Raw genomic sequence first — 19,182 nt, 5'->3', positions numbered from 1 at the left:
TATTATAACGTAAAGAAGGACTAGAGAGAAAACATATTCGCATAACTAAAAAAGAATTGATTCATTTTACGCTACCTAAAAGGCTAAATTTTGAAGCCAAAATCAAGTGAGAAGCTGTTAAGAATGTTAGCTTTTTCACTGTCTTTTCATGACAAACAAAAGAGAACGTGATAGAATACTTAATGTATAAAAGTGAGGTGAAACTTCGTGGTAGCATTTATTATTTATTGGGCAGCTATTTTGGTCTGCATCGCTTGGGGCGTATTAAGTTTATGGTTTTCGATCTATTATCTTTCACGTAAAGAAAATGGAAATCTATGGGCATTCGCATTCTTCAACGTTCTTGCAGGTATTGTTTTAGCAATTGTTTTAGTTATTTACAAAACGTGGGACTTCGATATCCTAACTTACTCAAGCTTGATTTACACAATTTTAGCTTCATATGGCGTATTAACAGTCTTACAAGCTATTTTAGGCCGCGAACCAAAAGAAGCTGCAAAGGCTTAATTTTATAAGTTGATCATTAAAAAGCCCTGGAAAGAAATTCTTTCCAGGGCTTTTATATAGCTTTGATTCATTTCTACATAATTGATAGTTATTTTTCTAATTGTTTGATAGCATTTCTGATTTCTTCAAGTACCTCTTCTTCAGGCTCCACTTTTAGCAATTCGTTTAAAACACCTAGCCATTTTTCCGCTTCTTTATTTCCTAATTTTCCGATTGCCCACGCAGCCGTTCCTCTGATCACAGGACGCACATCTTCAGTTGCACATACGTAAATCTCTGGCAATGCGCTGCGATCGCCTAAATTGGCTAATGCAATTAAGGCATTTCTTTGCAGTGGTTTTTTCCCTCGCCATGATCCTGAAAGATGCCCAAAGGTTTCTTTAAATTCTTTATTGGAGATACTAAGCATCGGCTTCAATTTAGGATAAACTGTGTCGACTTCTGGTTCCATCTCTTGATGAAAATGAAAGTCTTTGCCACGATTATATGGACAAACAAGCTGACAAATATCGCAACCATAGATGACATTATGCATTTTTTTTCGATATTCTTCTGGCATCATATCTTTGGTTTGGGTTTGATAGGATAAGCATTTTTTTGCATTCATACTGCCATTTCCTAGAAGTGCTTGCGTAGGACAGGCTGTGACACACCTTGTACAATCACCACAACCAAATGGAACTGGTTTATCCACTTCAAAATCAATGTTTGTCACGATCTCTCCCAAATAAACAAATGAGCCGAACTCTTCAGTGATCAATAATCCATTCCTGCCGATAAATCCTAACCCAGCACGCTGGGCAACAGCTACATCCACCAATTCCCCAGTATCCACTTGAGGAGCAAAACGCCATGCTTCAGTTTCTTCAAGACTTTGAGCTTGTGATTGAATAAATTCGATCAATTTTGCTAACCGATCTCGTAAGACATCATGATAATCAATCCCCCACGAAGCTCGAGCAAACATTCCTCTTTTTTCATCTCTCGGGACTTTTCCTTCTATTTTAGTTGGATAAGCTAACGCAATTGAAATAATCGTTTTCGGATTTTCAAATGTTTTCTCTGGATAAACCCGCTCTTCGATCACCTGATGCTCAAAACCGGAGTTAAACCCACGTTCTCTTTGCTCCTTTAGCGAGTCTTCTAATTCATAGAAAGGCTCAGCCGAAGCAAAACCAATTTTATCAATACCTAATCGTTTACTTTCTGCTATGATTTTTTGTTTTAATGTCATGAAGTACTCCTTAATTTAAAAGCTGAACGGGCTTGTTAAGCCTCGTCTAAAAAAGTGGAAAAAGAAAGATAGTGTTTTTTGACGTAATCATTTTTATTTTTTTAATCGACGTCAGCCAGTAAAGCTAGATAATTTCTAGTAACAACTCCCCCTTATTATAATCCACTTATTTGAAACTTGTCACCTTTTTGCTTATTTCTTATTTTTAAATCTTTTTTAACTAAAAAACGTTAACAACCCTATAAAACAAAGCATCCCCATCTTAATTTATCATTTTATTATAAATATTTTAAAAATAATTATATATATTTAATATTTTTATGATAAAATGATTTGTGATAATGGCTTTCTATTATCATCACACACTTTATTATGAAACACGGAGGAAATACATATGAAAAACAGGCGCATCACATCAATACATAAGCAAACATCTATGAAAAAAATCATGCTGTTTGCTCTGTTAACTCCGACTTTGCTCACCCCATCTCTTGTTTTTGCTGAAGACAATACAGCTGAAACTGAGCAAGTCAATTCTTCACAGTCACAAGAAACCGCAGATACAACCATTGCTTCTTCTGAAACAACAACAAGTTTCACCACAGAATCTGCCACTACAACAACGATGTCCACTGAAAGTGAAACAACGAGTTCAACGACAACTGCTACAATTGATAACCAAACTAGTGCAATGCTGATTGCACCAAAAACTGATACAATCACGATTGCTGATCCAATTTTAAAACAAGCAATCGTTTCAACCCTAGGTTTGCCCACCGGCAGTGAACTAACGCAAGCAGATATGGATCGCCTAACTGATCTTAATCTTAGTTCGTCTCAAATCAGTAGTCTTTCTGGATTGGAACACGCTACAAATTTAGGCTCTATTTATATGAATACAACTAATAGCATAACTGATTTTAGTCCGTTAGAACAATTGTCTTCCTTAACTTATCTTACGCTTCAAACCAAAAGTTTAACTGGCGCAAATTTCCCGGATTTAAGTAAAAATACAGGACTTACAAACCTTAGTTTAGCTTCTACTAATATTGATGATACTGTTTTGCCTAAAATTGCTCAACTAACATCGTTAACACGCATTTACATGGATTCAAATATAAATATCACAACCATTGAACCTTTTAAAGCTCTTCCTGTTTTAAATTCACTTTCAGTGCAATTTTGTGGCATCACAGATTTTACTGTAATCAATGATTTTCCAGCACTTAGCTATTTATCGGCGTTTGGACAAAATACTGGACGGACAGATCCACCGACAGCACTTAGCCGCTCAGCTTTACATTATGATTCTGATCAAGAAACATTGTTTATCCCATTCTCACTGATGCCAAACCGTATGACAAACTTCGATGGTTATGTTCCACCATTTACAACATCGAATTCCGCTAGCAATACGTATCTTGATTTCAATGGGACACGTTTGCCTGCAAATCGTCTACAGATTACTGATCTTGGGATCACAGTTTCAAACGTAACAGAAACTGAATTTAAAACTATTACTAGTTTTGAATACAACGCTCGTTTAAATAATCCAGCGGATTCATATGCTAAACCAGATGGGTTCAGCTTTTATGCTATATCATCTGGGACTTATTTACACCAATTCGATGTCCTAGATGATGGTCAACCTGTCACTATCCACTATCAAGATACAGCTGGTGAAAAACTACTACCAAGCGAAACACGTTCAGGCTTACTTGGTCAATCATTTGATATTACTGCACAAGAGATTCCTGGCTATCAGCTACAAGAAACAATCGGCCATAACTCCGGCAGTTTTACCAACCAAGAACAAACTGTGACCTTTGTCTACCAAAAGATTTCTGCACCGATCATTGAAATAGAAGGAAAAGTGATCGTTCATTATGTAGATACTACTGGTAAAGAAATTAAAAAAATAGTTCAAACTGATACTGTTGGAAAACCCTTTACAACAGAGCAACTCGACCTTAAAGGGTTTACGTTTAAAGAAATCAAAGGGACTCCAACAGGTCTGTTTACTGAGGAAGATCAGGAAGTAACATATGTTTATACAAAAGATGAAACAGAGTCTACTACATCCACTGAGTCTTCCGAAACAACTGAAACAACAACGTCAAGTACTGAAAAAGGAGCACAAGGTTCCGCTAATCAAGAGACCACTCCTTCTAACAGCAACAACCAATCAACGAAAACAGACACAAAAACGAATACCCTTGCCAAAAAGAAACTCCCTGATACAGGGGAACAATCAAGCTACACTTGGCTATTCTTAGGTTTATTTCTCACTGGATTCGTTAATTATCGGTACGTTTTAAATAAAATTAGATACAAGAAATAGATCTTAACTAACAGAAAAAAACAAGCGGAAACGGATGCGAAATCATCCTTTTGTTCCTGCTTGTTTTTTTGTCCCGAAAACTTCGTCGACTCTTCTTGTTTTAAAGGTTTGATGGCGAATGTTATGGCGATAATTATCTGTTCTAATACGCTATCAATCAATAGCTTACTTTATTCTATCTCTTCTGTTTCCCCATTAAACGGTCCGCTGACTATTACTTTACCGCGCATATGCCCTGTTTCCACATCTGCCGTTGCTTTTTTCAAATTTGCTGCATTGATTCCGCTTGAATATACTTTTCCTACAGTCGAGAGGAGCTTACTAGCATTTGCAAGTTTAGCAATTAACGCCAGTATTTCACCTTGTGTTTCAATTTGATACTCATAATCCGTTTTAGCAAACATATACTCCCAATCAAAACTCACAGATTTATTCTTCAAAATACTAATGTCTAAAGTTTTTTCTCCTCCAACGATTGTGCCAATATGCCCAAATGGTTTGATCAATTCAGCAATGATACTAAAATAAGGAATAATATCGAACAAAACAACGATGTAGTCAACATCTTGAACTGCTAATTCCGCTAAACTCTGTTTTAGATCTTTATGGTAGTCAAGTGGATGCGCCACGCCATGACCCTTTAACCAGTCGAAATTTTTAGGGCTAGCCGTAGCATACACTGTCAGTCCAGCCCAATGAGCAAGTTGCGTTAGTATCGATCCTACCCCACCTGCTCCGTTGATTACTAAAATCGTTTTTCCTTGATTCGCATTTTCTTGTGGGATCAAACCGAATTTTTCAAACAATAGTTCATAGGCTGTCAGTGACGTGAGCGGTAGTGCTGCCGCTGCTACATCGTTTAGAGTGTCGGGAGCGAATGCTGCGATCCCTTCATGAACTAACTGATATTCTTGGTTACTTCCTGCTCTTTTAGTCGTTCCTGCATAATAAACACGATCACCGACAGAAAATTTTTTTACCTCCTTCCCCGTTGCAACAACCTCACCAACACCATCAAAGCCCAAAATAGTTAGCTCTTTTTGTTTTTTTGCTGTTTGTCTTACTTTTGCATCGATGGGATTGACAGAAACAGCTCTTACTTTCACAAGAATATCTTTGGGTTCTGGAACTGGAATCTGTTTGTGTTTGTCTATAAAGCTTACTTCATTTGTAATAGGTAACCCTTCGAAAAAACCGACTACCTTCATTTGTTTGAGTTCAACCATTGATTTTCCCCTCCGTTTAGCTCTTTATTCATTAGTATGAACCTGATTGTTCAGGATTGACATTGATTTGTTTCATTCATTTGAACTTTTAGAGACTATCTTAAGAAACTCTTATACGCTCTTGCACTAGACGAATGTTACCGATACAATAAAATAAATACACATGTTATCGCACTGTATAGACTTGTCTATGGGGCTTTTACAATAAGGAGATTACACAATATGATTGAATCTGCACACAGAAAAATTACGTTATTGATTAATGAAATGGAAAAGGTTATTTTAGGAAAACGAGACATCTTACAATTAACTGTGACCGCTTTCTTAGCTGGCGGCCATGTTCTACTTGAAGACATACCTGGTGTTGGAAAAACGATGATGGTTAAAACCTTAGCAAAAGCTACGCATGGTAAATTCAATCGCATTCAATTTACACCCGATTTATTACCTAGCGATATTTTAGGGGTTTCTATTTATAATACAGCAACTCAACTATTTGAATTTCATCACGGACCTGTATTTTCAACGGTTTTATTGGCAGACGAAATCAATCGCACGACTCCAAGAACTCAGGCTGCTTTGTTAGAATCTATGTCTGAAAATCATGTCACGATTGATAATCATACCTATCCGCTCGATGAGCATTTCTTTGTTTTGGCAACCCAAAACCCATTAGATTATGAAGGGACGTACCCTTTACCTGAGGCGCAACTGGACCGTTTTCTATTTAAGCTTCATATTGGCTATCCAGAATTTAACGATGAATTAAACTTGATTTTAACGCAAAGAGGCAATGAACTGAATCATGTACAGCAACTATTGAATGCTTCTGAAATCAGTCAGCTAAAACGAATCGTTGACGATATTTATGTCGATCCTATTGTTGCTAAATATGCGCTTCAATTAGTACAGGCTACTCGAAATCATGACGAAATAGCCCTAGGTGTCAGTCCACGAGGTTCCGTTTCGTTCATTCGAGCAGCTAAAGCATTTGCTTTGACCGAAGGCAGAAGTTACGTCGCACCTAACGATTTACAGTATATTTTGCCCGCCACTTTCGGACATCGTCTATTACTAAAAGGCACACAAGTAGCCTCACAAGAACAATTACAAGAAATTTTTGAACAGATTGTTCGTCGGGTTCCTGTTCCGGTTAGGAAATAGCCATGAAACGATATAGAATCAACAATCTTATACGTGCAATCGGTATCCTTACTTTTTATAGTGTCGTTTTTCTATATACGATTATTTTTAACAATTCAACAGGTTGGCTGTTGTTTTTCTTCTTAACATTTCTCTTAGCATTAGATGTTTTGACACTGCTTCCATCGCTAAAAAAGATTCAAGTTCGCTCAATAGAGCGTCCAATCTATAGAATGGAGCAAACTAGTAACGTTCAAGTAGAAGTATTTTGTTCTCGTTCAACACTCTGGCCGATTCCATGTTTAATGGTTTTTTCCAGCGCAAATAACTTAGTTGGAATGCACTATCTGGCATTGTATTCAGGGCAAAAGAAAGAATTGAACTTTGAGTGGAAACCTCCTAAAAGAGGTATTTTTCAGGAACTTTCATTTGAGTTTGTGAGTACCGACTTGTTTCGGCTATTTTCAAAGCAATTTAGGACGACGGTAACTGGACCATTTGTGATTATGCCTACGCTACAGCTAAGTTTAGCAGAACAGCTTTACCAACAACTACTGACCTTATCCGCTGATTTTGCTACGCCTTTTGGCAACCAAACATTTTCAATTCGAAATTTTCGTCGCTATCAACTAGGTGACTCGTTCAATTTAGTCGATTGGAAGCAATCTGGAAAAAGAAATGAATTGATCGTTAAAGAATATGAACATGAATCAGAAGCTGATACTCATTTTGTATTTTATGGTTTGGCCCACGAAAAATTTGAGCTATTACTTTCTATTTACTATTCATTTGTTTATCTGACTAAAAACAAGTTGTCTTTTCACCAAACAATCTTGGCTGAAGTCCCTCATGCTACTCCTAAAGAATTGACAATGGCAGCAGCAACGCCGTTATTAGGGATATGTGAGCTACCTGCTTTTACAAACAAAAAAGTCGTAATCTTTGCGCCACACACATCGGATCAGTTAGTTCAACAATTACATGACCTAACTAGAAATAATGAAGTCTTTTTCATTACATTTGAGGGCGAAGCTCTTTCTCTACAATGGCACGATCATGTCAAGCGTATCAAAGAAGGAGGTCATATTCTTGAAAAATAGGTTAAAAGAAAAATGGCTCTTTGCCGTGCTTAGTTTTTTTATCCTAATAACAGCTGGTCTGCCTTTTTTAAAAGTCTATAATCTAGCTCAGGAAAAAACAATGTTTTTTATTGGCCTGTTGGCATTGATTTGTTTTATGACTTTACTTGTCAAAAAACAGCGCATTCTTTTTCCCTTTTACATTCTAAGTTATTTATTCACACTTTATTACTATTTTCCATTTCATCATCCATTTGGTTTTTCTTGGCTAGGTATTTTCGTTCAAAAGCTTCTGGATACATATCCGAAAATGATCAGTGGTGAAATCAATTATTTGCCTGATTTCTTTTCTTTAGCAATTGTATTATTTTTACTGTTCCTGCTAAGTGTTCTTTTGATTCGTTATGAACGCTGGTTACTAGGCTCTATGTCATTGATTGGCTACTTGCTTCTATTAGCGGTCTTTAATCATTTGAACTTAGGGATTCAGGTTATTTCGATCACTAGTTTCGCTCTTCTTTTTTACGGATTGAAACATACGCCGTATTCGTTAGCTAAAAAGGAAAAACAAGTGTTGTTAGTCTTAAGTGCATCAGCTTTATTCTTGCTCGCTGGATGTTCGTATTGGTTTCCAGTCGTCTTTCCTCAATCCCAGAATTTTTTATTTACTCGAACTGCCGACATTCGTCATTATGTAAATCAACAAGGAATTTATCAACGAATTGACGCCTATGGAACAAACGGTGTATCTAAAACTGGTTTTAGCGAGAATGACGCCCAATTAGGGGGGCCAATATCCGATGATCAAACCGTTCTTTTTACGGCAAAACAGACAAGTAAACATTATTGGCGTGTGGAAACTAAAAATTATTACACAGGAAAAGGCTGGAAAAACGCTTCTGAGTTGCTTACGACTGCTGTAGAACAACCCATGATTCTTTCAACCAATCCTGAATATCAAGGACCTTTAATGGCTGAAACATCCATCACGTTAACGTTTAACACACCGAATGATTATTTACCTTATCCTTATGGCACGATTTCGATCCCTTTCACTGAGATCGGACAAGCAGAACAAATCAAAGATAAACAACGGATCAATCTTTTAGAGAAACCTAACTCACTCCAGTTTACCTGGCAAAAACCTAGCTTTACACAAGAGGCGCTGATGCAAATCCCTTATCAACCTTCTCAAGATACGAAAAATACCCATATTCCTCTTACCACACCGAAACGGGTCGCAGAACTGGCGATTTCCCTTACTAAAAATGAAGAGACACTTTACGGTAAGGTCAAAGCAATTGAGCACTATCTAAAACAAGAGGGAGGTTTTCGGTATTCAAAAACGGATACACCATTCACTCCACAAGATGAGGATTATGTTGATCATTTTCTGTTTGAATCGAAAGTTGGTTACTGCAATAATTTCTCCAGCGCCATGACGATCTTACTTCGTTCAATCGGTATTTCCAGTCGTTGGGCAAAAGGTTTTTCACCTGGAGTAATCACTAACAATAGCAATTCAGAATATCAAGAATATACGATCAAAAATAGTGATGCACATTCTTGGCCAGAAGTTTATTTTGACGGGTATGGTTGGATCCCTTTTGAACCAACCCCTAGTTTTATCAATGAAATCAGTGAGCCTCCAGCGGTTAGTCCTTCTAGCACAGCTAGTCTGGAGAAAAACTCATCTACTTTTAGTGTGTCTTCTGACACACTAAATCCAACAGAAACTACTTCTAGCACTATAAAACAATCAGCTAAAAAGGAGTCCCAAGATTTTGGGCTGAAGCAATGGCTAAATGTTTTACGCAACATCGGACTTGGCGTATTGATTATTGTATTAGCGGTGGGTAGCTTCTTTTTGAAAAAATACTTTTTCTGGCTTCGTTGTTGGCTGTATCTCAAAATACACCCTAAACAGTTCGCAAACGCTTATGTTTTATTATTACGCAAAGCAGAGCATGTTTTGCCTAGGGAGACAGAAGAACCATTAGATCGTTACGCCCAGCGGTTTGAACATGATTTTATACAATTTCATGGTTGTTTTATTCAACTGACAGTGTTGTACGAGCAGACTTTATACGGCGCTGGAAAAATTAAAGAAGCTGATTATGTAGGATTATTAATGCATGCAGCGTATTTGCTGACAGATTTAAAGCGGAGTAAGGTGTAAAAATAAGAAAGCCCAGAACAAAACTAAAAAACAGTTTTGTTCTGGGCTTTCAATCCGAATAAACGGTGAGAAACAAGCACTCTACTTTTATCCAAACCACTGTTTGAAACGATACGTATGAAACGGTTGTTCACAAGCATTTCCAAACGCTAAATGCATTTCCCCTTTGCCTAAATCAAAGACCATTGAAGCCAATGATTTGGATAATGGATGTTCTGGAGAAGGGTGATTGCAAATACTTTTGGGAAAATTACGATGATTGGCTAAAAATTGTTTACCTAACTCCGCATCGATGCTACCAACATTTTCATTTACGATTGCTTCCATTGCTTCAAAACGAGAATGGGATGTTTTAGAACCTCCCTCTTCAGGTTCTTTTAACGCAATACTATTATGATTGGCATGAATCATCACATCAGCAGGCTCATGTTCATAAATCTTATTCGGAAAACACTCAAAACTTGCGATCCCTTCAGTTGAATGAGATAAACTAAATTGATTCGGTACCGCATGTGGAATGTTTTCAAGATATTCACGTGCTTCTTTTAAACTTTTCTTATTGAGCAGTTCCCTTATTATTCCAGCTGTGGGTACCCCCTCTTTCCGCTGACCGTTATCAATGTATGTCCACATCACAGCTAAACCGTAATTATTCATCCCCATGTATGCGGGAATCCCTGGATGGCTATAAATCAATGATTCAAAATCAGATTCATTATCAAGATGATGAACAACACAATCCACTTCAGAACGATATTCATCCAGACGCTCATCATTGGTTTGTCCACAAATCACGGAACCATCAACGGTTGCGTTTCCCTTAACAGCAAATGATGTACATTTATCACTGATCAATTCATCAAAAAATGATCGTTCATACACTGTATATAAATAGAGGATTTCTTCAAAATCCAGATTACTGCCTTTTGCAACACCACGCATTTCAGCAACCACATCGGGTGCAAATTTTTCTGTATAATCAAGATACATCCGTGCTTTTTCTAGCCATTTGGCAATGATCTCAGTTGAATCTTTGTAAAATAGTTTTTGACTAGACAAGTTTGTCTCAATTTGCATTTTTAGCACTTCGCCAATTTTGACCCCACGTTCATAGGCTGAACCTGTTACTTGAATGTAGCGATGAATCATCTAATTCCTCCTTTTTTTTACTTTTCATTACTCCTCAATGGAAGTCCATTTATAATCGTACTCTGGACCAGATGGCAATATTCCTTTGATCTTTGGATTACGTAAATGCGCTTCAGCTTTTTGGTAGACTGGGCAAACACCCATCGTGTTCATTAACACATTTTCTGCTTCAATCAGGTCATTCCAACGAGCTTTTGGATCACCCGCATTCGTTGTAGCAGATGCTTTCAAATACTTATCAAATTCATTATTATTGTATTTACCGCTATTATTGATATTATCCGATGCAAATAATTCTAAGAATACGCTTGGATCGTCATATTCAGCGCCCCAACCGACTAGGATCATATCAAAATCACCTTTATTACCACGTTCCAAACGAACAGAAAGTGGTACAGAAGAGAGCTCAACTGTCACACCTTTTAGAGTTCCTTGAATTGCACCTTGCATGTATTCTACCACTTTTTTTGCAGAATCAGCATCTGAAGATAGTAAATTGATTTTAAGCGTGTCGATTCCCAATTCTGCTTTCGCTTTAGCCCAATATTCTTTCGCTTTTTCAGAATCATATTTTAAATGATTACCTGAATCTTTTACAAAGTCAACTTCTGTTTCAGGATTAAAGGACATGTTTTTCGGTACTAAGCCTGTTGCTGCAACCGATCCATCCCCTAAGACTTGTTCAACTAACGTTTGACGATCTAAAGCATATGATATTGCCTTTCTAAGATTTTCATTTTGAAATTCTTTTTTTGTTTGATTATATTCTACGTATGTCGCATTTGACATATCTTGTGAGAAAAATGCTGGATCATCTACCATTTGTTGTGCCAATTCACCTGTTACAACGATATCATCTGTTTGACCATCTTGAAATAAGTTCAAGGCCGTCGCATCTTCCTTCACGACATCAACATTAATTTTTTCCATTGTCACATTGTCTTGATCCCAATAGTTCTTATTTTTTAAATAAGCCCATTTAGTATCTGTTCCTGCTCCTTCAAAATCACTTAATATAAATGGCCCATTATATACCATATGCTCACTTGAACTAGCATATTTTTCCCCGTTTTTGCTGATTACTTTTTCATTTTGTGGAAAAAATGGTGGTAAGGATAGTAAGGATTCCATATAGGGAACAGGTGATTCCAGTGTCACTTCTAATTCATCCTCACCTAATGCTTTAATTCCTAATTCGCTTGCAGGTTTCTTACCATCCATGATTGCTTGATAATTTTTGATCGATTCAAATAAATACGCAACTTCTGAAGCAGTCTTTGGCTCAACTGTTCGTTGCCAGCCGTAAACATAATCCTCTGCAACAATGGGATCGCCATTCGACCAAACAGCCTCTTTGCGTAGTTTAAATGTATAAGTTAATCCGTCTTCACTAACTGTTGGCATTTCCGCCGCGCCTGCTGGAATCAGTTTTCCTACTTTATCCGCACGGAATAGCCCCTCCCCTGTATTTTTTAGTACGCCCCAGCCGACGACATCGTTTGTAACAGATGCATCGATCGATGGGATTTCTTGTTTTGCAACAACCGAAAATGTTTGTTCACTGTTTGTTGATTTTTGATCTGTTTTACCCGTATTTTCTTTACTAGAACCGCATCCACTAAGTAAAATAATACAGCTTGCAGCAACTAGTAAATACCCTAACGTTGTATTTCTCATTTAGTAACCTCCTACATACTCGATATTTTTAAAAATATAACACTCATTATCATACCATAAAAAATAAGTGTTTTCTCATCGAATTCCTATTATCCTTTTATCAAACTTCATTTTCCCAAAACTTAAAAGAGCCGCTTTATTCCTGTCGAAAATCATAAAATTTCTTGCATCCTCTACAAACTTATGTAAAAATGAGTTACTTGATTTGATAAGGAGTTACTTATGGAAAAATTAGCAATCATAGGTGGCGGGATCATTGGTTTGACCTTAGCCAACTACATTGATTTAACAAAATATAACGTGACTGTATATGACAATCCTATTGGACAGGCAACCAAAGCTAGCGCTGGTATTATCTCTCCCTGGCTCTCAAAACGCCGCAACAAAAAATGGTATCAGCTCGCCAAAGATGGTGCAGCATTCTATCCTAAATTAGTACAAGACTTCTCTCTACCAAGGGCTGTTTATCAGCAAACAGGCACTCTGATCCTTCGAAAAGATGGTGAGCTTGATTCGCTTATGCAACTAGCAGAAGCAAGAAAACAGACTGCACCTGAGATTGGAGATATCCAATTATTGTCTGCAGAACAAGTTACAGAAAAACTGCCTTTATTAAAAACACAATCTTCCTTATTTATCACGGGGGGTGGAAAATTAGACGGTGCTGGTTACTTAGAAACATTACGACAAGGCGCACTAACCAAAATGATCACCATAAAGACTGGTACAGCCAAGCTTAGTCGGATTCACGAGCAATGGCTCGTTCAAACAGCTGACGAAACAGAACAATTTGATGCAGTTGCTCTATGTGCTGGGCCAGGATTGCCTTCATTATTAGGATCTCTTGGTTATACAACTGATATTAGAGCACAAAAAGGGCAGCTATTAGCGTTTGAAACCCCGTTTAAAAACAGCGGTGATTGGCCAGTCGCAATGTTGGATGGAGAAAGTGATTTGATTCCGTTTGAAGACGGACAAATTCTAGTCGGCGCAACACATGAAAATGATGGGGGATTTGATTTAACTCCAACAAAGGAGGCTTTTTCGCTGCTACAACAAAAAACGGCTCCTTTTCTTGCTGAGTCAGCTTTTTTTGAAAACTACTCAGCTTCTTACCGTGTAGGAACACGTGCTTACACATCAGACTTCGCGCCTTTTTTCAATTGTTTACCAGATAATCCCACTGCAGTTGTGGCTAGCGGCTTAGGTTCTTCTGGCCTAACAACTGGCCCTTATATTGGTTTTCTTTTAGCACAATATTTTAATGCAGGTAAATGTGATTGGGGAATCTATCAAAAGCCGATCGAGACTTATTTATCAAAATAAATACAAAACGGGTGTGAAACAAAAGTAAACTTCACTTTTATTTCACACCCTAAATTCCGAATAAACGCTTCTGACCCAGCCTCGCTTAGTATAATTTTTTCGCTTCTATGACAAAGTTTTCCATTTCATGATACAGTGTTGCTTTAATTTCTTGCAACTCTTGTTCAACCATTTTCTTCTCACTGACTAATTGTCGCCCATTGACCCAAACTGAATCCACATTACTAGCGTTAGCTGAGTAAACAATTGCTGAATATGGATCAAAAATGGGGAACATATTCACCGATTCCGTTTCAATCAAGGTTAAATCTGCCTTTTTTCCGATTTCAATCGAACCTATTTGATCTGCTAAACCTAATGTTTTTGCACCACCCATTGTTGCTAGTCGAACGATTTCTTTTGCAGGAAAAAGCGCACGATCGTGATTATAGGTTTTATGGGTATTAGCAAACAGACGCATTTGGCTAAATAAATCTAAAGTATTCCCACTACTGGGCCCATCTGTTCCTAAGCCTACCACAATATTTTTTTCGAGCATTTGTTTGATAGGTGCGACCCCTTTTGCTGACTTTGTATTCGCACCGATACAATGCGCAACACGGGCTTTTCCTTTGGATTCTGCAATAATGTTTAAATCATTTTCACTTGTCAAAATGCAATGAGCCAAAATAAACTCACGTTCAAAATACCCTAATGTTTGTAGAAGTTCTATCGGTGTTTGATTGTATTTTTCTTGAATATCGGCAAGTTCATAGGTCATTTCAGACACATGCATCGTAATCGGCGCATTATATTTTTCACTAAGTACCACGATTTTCTCCAGCATTTCCAAATTATTTGTATTGGGTGCATGCGGCGCAATGATGGGTGTTACTAATGGATTGTTCTGCCATTTTTCTAAAAAGGCTTCGCAATAGTCATATCCGCCAGATGGTTTTGGACTGTCACAGGTCGGCATATCAATGATTGTTTCACCAACAAGTGCGCGGATCCTCATCTCCTTGCAACTTTTTGCTACTTCATCTTCAAAATAGTACATATCACAAAACATGGTTACACCGCTCATCAACATTTCTGCGATTGCATAATCACTGCTCGCTCTTACCAACTCTTTTGTCATATGCTGTTCTAAAGGAAATAAAAAGCGACGCAATCGATCTGGCACATCATCTCCTAAAGAACGAAATGGGACCATTCCTGCATGTGTATGAGTATTGATCAGACCTGGAATCAGCAAGCCATTTTTTCCATCGATCTCTTTATCCCCACGAATCGCTAGTGAGGCAAGTTCAGAGCTAGAACCAATTTTTGTAATTCTCTCTCCTTCAATCAATACAAAGCCATCCTTCACTTCTGAAAACTGTTCATCCATCGATAGAACATGAACATTTTTAATGAGTGTCTTCATTCAGCAACACTCCGTCTTCCGGAAAAATCAATGGATAAAACGCTTGTGTTTTCGTGTTCATCATTCCCATATCTGTCACCTTGATTGCAGGCGAGACTGGAAGAGATAATGTAGAAAAAGACATGATTTCATTCATATTTTTGTACCCTAACGCTTGCATGCTTGCTCGAACTTTTTGCAAGTCTCCGCCTAGTTCTTCAATTGGAGCCTGGGACAATATTCCACCGATAGGCAACGGACATTTCCCTGTGATTTCTCCATTTGAAACGACAATATAGCCGCCCTGAATCGCAAGTAATTCATTTTGCGCTAGAACGATATCCTCTAGCGTATTGCCCATAACCATTACATTATGATGATCATGCGCCCAAGTAGTTGCGATTGCGCCTTTTTCACTGATTGGCTTATCCATCAATGATATCGAAATATTACCGTTTTTGCCATATCTTTCCATCACGATCAATAAAGCACAATCTGCTTCTTGCCATTGTAAAATGCCTTCTTTTACTGGAATTTCTTTGGTGATCCGCTCAGTGAATGTTCCTACTTCCTGTTTTTGAATCACATTACAACGAACACTGTCTTTGTCCGTTGCTACTTTGATCACTAAGTCAGCCACTGTAAGTGGTTTACAGTTGACGGATTTTTGGTACGTTGCTGGAAATGACTCAATCACAGTAGGATAGTCAATTTCTGCTCCTTGTTCATAAACTTTTTTGCCAGATTTATAAACAGCCTCAAACGTGAACTCTTCCAAATCATTTAATAAAATGAAATCAGCCATACGACCAGGTGCAATTTCTCCACGATCATGAAATCCCATCCGTCTTGCTGGCGTATAAGTTGTCATGTAGATGGCTTTTTCAATCGGCAAACCTGCTTTTACAGCCTTTTTCAAATTCTCGTTCAAATGTCCATGAAGCAAATCATCTGCCATCACGTCATCTGTAATAATGCTGGCATATTCATAAAACTGATTTTCTACAATAACCTGCATATTTTCAGGTGTGATCGATTTATTTTGAAATTGGATGAAAACACCTGCCTCAATTTTTTCTTTTAAGGATTCTGGAAATTGGTGTGTATGATCCGAAGTGATTCCGCTAAATAAAAAGGCCGCCAGCTCTTCATCGTAAATTTTAGGACAGTGGCCTTCTAAAGGCATGGTTGGTCGTTCTTTTTTGCATAAATCGATAATTTGTCGAATCAAAGACTCTGGTTCATAGGCAATTCCTTTAAAGTTCATCGCCTCACCTAAACATACAATTTTAGGCTGTTTCAATAATTCTGCTACTTCAGCAAGTCCGATGATCCCACCTGTTGTTTCTAATTCCGGCGTTGTCGAAGGAACAGAAGATGGAATCGCGTGAAAGATATCCAGCTCTGTTTCTGCCTTCATAAATTCCTCTAACCCTTCTAAGCCAAAGACATTTGCCATCTCATGAGCATCTGCCACAACCGTTGTTACACCATAACGTAATACCGCTTTTGAAAAAATCGTGGGTGTCGTCATTGAACTTTCAATGTGCATATGGGCATCAATCAAGCCGGGAATCATATATTGATTCTCGGCTTTGATGATTGTTTCAGGCGTTAAGTTACTCATCTCTGTGGTACTAATGTAATAAAATTTCCCATCTTTAATAGAAACATTTTTTTTGATAAAAGATTGTGTTGCTGTTTGGAAAACCCAAACATCTTGAATGATCATATCTACGTTCATACTTATCGCCTTTCTCGCTATTTATTGGTTCATTGTTCGGTTCCACTGGTCGACCCAATTGGATAAATTATCATTGATGAATGAAAAATCAACTGTTTTTGCTCGATCTGCTACTTTACCGTAGGTTTTGTTTTCTGCTTGTTTTTCATCAAGTGTCACCTTATCGTTGGTTGGTCCTTCATTTAATGAAACGGCTTTTGTTTTTTGCGAGGCTTCACTGATTCGTTCATTAACAAATGTATAGGCTAACTCTTTATTTTTAGAGTTTTTTGGTACGTTGATTGTATTAAAGTTTGCATACGTCCCACTTTCAGGAACAATGTAGGTTGCCTCTTTAGAAGCGCCTTGAATGATATCAACAGCAAAATCTGCCACGACCGCAACTTCGATTTCACCTGATTGGAACATGTTAGCAAGATCTGATGATTTTGAATACGTCTTAACCACATTCGGCTTTAGCTCTTTCATTGCATTAAAAGCTGCTTTGCCTTTATCGGTAGTAATATCAGTACCTGCATGGTCACTCGCAATGTATAACATCAACGGTCCGGCTGTTGTAGAAATGTCTGGAACAGAAATTTTTCCTTTTAGGTTTGATGACCATAAATCTTCCCAGCTCGTGATTTCTTTACCAACTTTTTCTTTATTATAAACGATCCCTACACTGTTAACTGCGATTGGGATACCTGCTCCGCTTTCATAGACTTCCTTTGCTCCAACGGTTAAATCTTTAATGTTCGGTACTTCTTTTTCTGTGATTTTTTCAAAAAGACCTTCCTTATCACCTTGTGTTGCATTGGCTTGCGCTAATTCAATCACATCGATTCCAGCATTGGGATTATTCAATAATTTTGTATAACGATCTGTACTGTTGCCAACTTCTAATGTTACTTTCGCATCATTTGTGTTTTCAAAAGGGACAATAATATCTTTTTTTACAATATCCTCACTTAACCCAAAGGTAGAAACCACCAACGCTTTACCGCCGTTTTTATTTTCGGCTTTCGTATTCGCCTCACTATTACCGCAAGCTGCCATTAGTAAAGTTGCTGTCGCTAAAACACCGATCATTAGTTTCTTTTTCATTCTATTTAGTTCCCTTCATCTTATCGTTTATTTTTCTAAAATAACTAGTTTATCTGCTGGAAAAACCACATGAATAGTGTCTCCTGTTTCATAGAGCTGTTCACTCGTTCCATTGACTAATAATTTTCCAAGCGGTGTCATTACTTCATACTGATAACTTTTCCCTAAGAAGGTTCTAATCAGAACCGTTCCTTCGATTGTATTTTGCGTTGTTGCTGACACAATGTCAATGTCTTCTGGGCGAATCGTTGCAACCGTCTCATTAGCTATTGGTTGCGGGTTAGTCGTGGTGAACAGCTGACCATTTTCACTTTTATATTGCCCTTCAGCATTTTTCGTCACAGTAAAGAAATTTTCAAAACCGATAAATTGTGCTACGAATTTTGTTTTTGGCAAACGGTAAATCCTTTCCGGTGAATCATATTGCTCGATCACGCCGTTATTCATAATTGCGACCTTATCTGAAATAGAGAAACATTCTTCTTGGTCGTGGGTTACAAATACTGTTGTTATACCTAGTTGTTGTTGAATTCGTTTGATTTCGATTCGCATAGCCACTCTTAATTTTGCATCTAGATTACTTAAAGGTTCATCTAACAATAATAATTTAGGCTCAATGATCAAGGCACGTGCTAAGGCTACACGCTGTCTTTGTCCACCAGAAAGTTGCTTTGGATAACGATCACCAAGGTTTTCTAGTCCACAGACCTCAAGCATTTTTTCTACTTTTTCTTTTGTGCTAACTTTTGATTCTTTTCTCAATTTCAGTCCAAACGCAACATTTTCAGCAATCGTCAAATGTGGAAATAATGCATAACTTTGAAATACCATACCAAAATTTCGTTTATGCACAGGTACTTTAGTCAACTCTTCTTCATCTACTTTAAAAGAGCCGTCGTTTGGTTTGATCAATCCTGCGATCACTCGAAGCGTTGTTGTTTTTCCACAGCCACTTGGACCAAGAAGTGAAACCAATTCCCCTTTCTCCATTGAGATGCTTAAATCTTTTAATATATCTTGTTTGCCATCATAGCTGACACGTACCTCTTTTAAATCAACAAAAGTCAAAATTTTCTCCTCTTTCTACCTATTTAAATTCGAACG

The 19,182-nt window shown here is 37.7% G+C and carries 14 protein-coding genes; 6 read left to right on the top strand and 8 right to left on the bottom strand.

Annotation, left to right across the window (positions count from 1 at the left end):
* Positions 1–207 precede the first annotated feature (207 nt).
* Positions 208–507, top strand: coding sequence for a hypothetical protein (locus I580_RS14480; protein WP_010762485.1), 300 nt, complete (start codon positions 208–210; stop codon positions 505–507).
* Between the two features lie 88 nt (positions 508–595).
* Here the strand turns inward: I580_RS14480 and queG are convergent, their stop codons facing one another.
* Complete coding sequence (queG, locus tag I580_RS14475; protein ID WP_010772265.1) at positions 596–1,741, bottom strand: tRNA epoxyqueuosine(34) reductase QueG; 1,146 nt, start codon at positions 1,739–1,741, stop codon at positions 596–598.
* A 394-nt stretch (positions 1,742–2,135) separates the two neighbouring features.
* Here queG and I580_RS14470 point away from each other — a divergent pair, with 394 nt between their 5' ends.
* Complete coding sequence (locus tag I580_RS14470; protein ID WP_010772264.1) at positions 2,136–4,082, top strand: MucBP domain-containing protein; 1,947 nt, start codon at positions 2,136–2,138, stop codon at positions 4,080–4,082.
* 170 nt (positions 4,083–4,252) lie between these two features.
* Here the strand turns inward: I580_RS14470 and I580_RS14465 are convergent, their stop codons facing one another.
* On the bottom strand, positions 4,253–5,308 hold the full coding sequence (locus tag I580_RS14465; protein ID WP_010772263.1) for a zinc-binding alcohol dehydrogenase family protein: 1,056 nt from the start codon (positions 5,306–5,308) through the stop codon (positions 4,253–4,255).
* Positions 5,309–5,530: 222 nt separating this feature from the next.
* On the opposite strand from I580_RS14465, the gene I580_RS14460 reads away from it, so the two are divergent.
* Genes I580_RS14460 through I580_RS14450 form a run of 3 tightly spaced genes read left to right on the top strand, consistent with a single transcriptional unit; the run spans position 5,531 to position 9,709 of the window.
* Positions 5,531–6,472 carry an AAA family ATPase gene (locus I580_RS14460; protein ID WP_010772262.1) on the top strand — a complete coding sequence of 314 codons (942 nt, stop codon included), beginning with the start codon at positions 5,531–5,533 and terminating at the stop codon, positions 6,470–6,472.
* Between the two features lie 2 nt (positions 6,473–6,474).
* On the top strand, positions 6,475–7,551 hold the full coding sequence (locus tag I580_RS14455; protein WP_010772261.1) for a DUF58 domain-containing protein: 1,077 nt from the start codon (positions 6,475–6,477) through the stop codon (positions 7,549–7,551).
* Positions 7,541–9,709 (top strand): DUF4129 domain-containing transglutaminase family protein, encoded by a 2,169-nt coding sequence (locus I580_RS14450; protein WP_010772260.1) that lies wholly within the window; start codon positions 7,541–7,543, stop codon positions 9,707–9,709. The genes I580_RS14455 and I580_RS14450 overlap by 11 nt, the downstream gene beginning before the upstream one ends.
* A gap of 87 nt (positions 9,710–9,796) precedes the next feature.
* Here I580_RS14450 and I580_RS14445 read toward each other — a convergent pair whose 3' ends face one another.
* Entirely contained in the window at positions 9,797–10,858 is a 1,062-nt protein-coding gene (locus I580_RS14445) for a C45 family autoproteolytic acyltransferase/hydrolase (protein ID WP_010772259.1), read from the bottom strand.
* A gap of 27 nt (positions 10,859–10,885) precedes the next feature.
* Complete coding sequence (locus I580_RS14440) at positions 10,886–12,535, bottom strand: peptide ABC transporter substrate-binding protein (RefSeq protein ID WP_010772258.1); 1,650 nt, start codon at positions 12,533–12,535, stop codon at positions 10,886–10,888.
* 222 nt (positions 12,536–12,757) lie between these two features.
* Between I580_RS14440 and I580_RS14435 the strand changes: the two genes are divergently transcribed.
* Entirely contained in the window at positions 12,758–13,861 is a 1,104-nt protein-coding gene (locus I580_RS14435) for an NAD(P)/FAD-dependent oxidoreductase (RefSeq protein WP_010772257.1), read from the top strand.
* A gap of 85 nt (positions 13,862–13,946) precedes the next feature.
* Here I580_RS14435 and I580_RS14430 read toward each other — a convergent pair whose 3' ends face one another.
* The 4 genes from I580_RS14430 to I580_RS14415 are packed head-to-tail and all read right to left on the bottom strand — an operon-like array spanning position 13,947 to position 19,146.
* The gene (locus I580_RS14430; RefSeq protein WP_010772256.1) at positions 13,947–15,269 is read right to left on the bottom strand and encodes an amidohydrolase; all 1,323 of its coding nucleotides are present in this window, start codon (positions 15,267–15,269) and stop codon (positions 13,947–13,949) included.
* The gene (locus I580_RS14425) at positions 15,253–16,992 is read right to left on the bottom strand and encodes an adenine deaminase (protein ID WP_010772255.1); all 1,740 of its coding nucleotides are present in this window, start codon (positions 16,990–16,992) and stop codon (positions 15,253–15,255) included. The genes I580_RS14430 and I580_RS14425 overlap by 17 nt, the downstream gene beginning before the upstream one ends.
* Positions 16,993–17,013: 21 nt before the next feature.
* The gene (locus I580_RS14420; protein WP_010772254.1) at positions 17,014–18,078 is read right to left on the bottom strand and encodes an ABC transporter substrate-binding protein; all 1,065 of its coding nucleotides are present in this window, start codon (positions 18,076–18,078) and stop codon (positions 17,014–17,016) included.
* A 27-nt stretch (positions 18,079–18,105) separates the two neighbouring features.
* Positions 18,106–19,146, bottom strand: a complete 1,041-nt coding sequence (locus I580_RS14415) for an ABC transporter ATP-binding protein (protein ID WP_010772253.1) — start codon at positions 19,144–19,146, stop codon at positions 18,106–18,108.
* Between the last annotated feature and the right edge of the window lie 36 nt (positions 19,147–19,182).

It is taken from the genome of Enterococcus caccae ATCC BAA-1240, from assembly GCF_000407145.1.
GTDB classification, from domain to species: Bacteria; Bacillota; Bacilli; order Lactobacillales; family Enterococcaceae; genus Enterococcus_L; species Enterococcus_L caccae.
Note: the sequence above shows the minus strand (reverse complement) of the source record. Positions and strands in the feature narration are given on the sequence as shown.